The organism is Paracoccus sp. P2 (assembly GCF_046335115.1).
Classification (GTDB): domain Bacteria; phylum Pseudomonadota; class Alphaproteobacteria; order Rhodobacterales; family Rhodobacteraceae; genus Paracoccus; species Paracoccus pantotrophus.
The window spans coordinates 1-1,418 of record NZ_JBGOSN010000138.1; the positions used below are offsets into that span (position 1 = coordinate 1).

Below are 1,418 nucleotides of genomic sequence, written 5' to 3' on the forward strand. Positions count from 1 at the left end.
ATCCCCACACCCGCATAAGACACGTCATTAACGACGTCACTATGCACGTGCCTTAATCCATCAGCCCAAACTCAGGCAGGCGGTAACAATCGGGCCGTTACGATGTCAGCGCCTCGACCAGCAGATTGATAAGTCCTTGCTCACACGCCGTATTGGCCAATTCGCTGGTCGCGAAGCCGCCTCGTCGGCCTCCAAGGAAAGCAGTTGACCAGCGGGGGGTGCGCCGACACCAAGGAATGTGTCGCGTTTCCTAAACGCCAGTCGCCGCTGTCGGCATCAACAAAGGTCGCCGGGCTGATGCGCGCGGGGGCCAAGGATGTGCTGCTGGCGATCTCGATCAACCCCTATGCGCGGCACAGCCTGGAACTGGCCCAGCTCGCGCGGGAAAAGGGCATGGGCGTCGTCGCCATCACCGGCTCTGATGCTGTGACCGCCCCCCGACGGCCTCTGTGTGCCAAGGTGGGTCTGCAATGATCCACAAAGGAGAGCGGTCATGTCTGAGATTATCACGGTCGGACTCGATTTGGCGAAGAATGTGTTTCAGGTTCACGGGGCCGACGCTGCGGGCCGGGCGGTGCTGCGCAAGAAGCTGAGAAGAGACCAGGTGCTGGCATTCTTCGGACAGCTTCCGGCCTGCGTTGTCGCGATGGAAGCCTGTGGCGGCGCCCATTTCTGGGGGCGTGAGATCGGGAAGATCGGGCATGAGGTGCGGCTGATCCCACCCGCCTACGTGAAGCCATTCGTGAAGCGCCAGAAGAATGACATGGCCGATGCCGAAGCAATCTGCGAGGCGGCGCAGCGCCCGACGATGCGCTTCGTGCCGGTGAAGAGCGAGGAGACCCAGGGCGCTGCAATGGTCTTTCGCATCCGCGAGTTGCTGATCCGGCAGAGAACCCAGGCCATCAATGCCCTGCGCGGGCATTTGGGCGAGTTCGGAAAGATCGTGCCGCAGGGCGCGGCTAACGTGTCGAAGCTGATTGCCATTGTGGAAGATCCGGAAGGCGGTCTGCCTGCCGATGCCATCCCCACGCTCAAGGTGCTGGTCGCGACCCTCGCCCATCTCGAGGCGGAGATCAGCAAGCTCGATACCGAGATCGCCCGGTGTGCCCAGGACAATGAGGTGGCGCGGCGGCTGATGACAGTCCCGGGGATAGGTCCTCTGATTGCCACGGCCATCGCAGTCCTGGCTCCGCCCCCCGAGACGTTCCGCAAGGCGCGCGATTTTGCGGCTTGGCTCGGCCTCACACCCCGTCAGCATTCCACAGGCGGCAAGCAGCGCCTTGGGGCCACGACAAGGATGGGCGAACGGTCTTTGCGGGGTCGTGTCGCGAAGGCTGTGGAAATTCCCTGGCGGCTTGCTCCGGGCATGTGAAGTTGGCGCGGGTTAGGCCGCGAGGTCAATGGACATCGGCACGAGA

General features: G+C 62.9%; 1 protein-coding gene and 1 pseudogene. Both read left to right on the plus strand.

Annotation, left to right across the window (positions count from 1 at the left end; all coding sequences use genetic code 11):
• Positions 1 to 204: 204 nt before the first annotated feature.
• Positions 205 to 474, plus strand: a complete 270-nt coding sequence (locus tag ACDP63_RS24790; protein WP_409928849.1) for an SIS domain-containing protein — start codon at positions 205 to 207, stop codon at positions 472 to 474.
• A gap of 19 nt (positions 475 to 493) precedes the next feature.
• Positions 494 to 1,318, plus strand: a pseudogene (locus ACDP63_RS24795) (IS110-like element ISPko7 family transposase); the annotation flags it as partial.
• Positions 1,319 to 1,418: the final 100 nt, after the last annotated feature.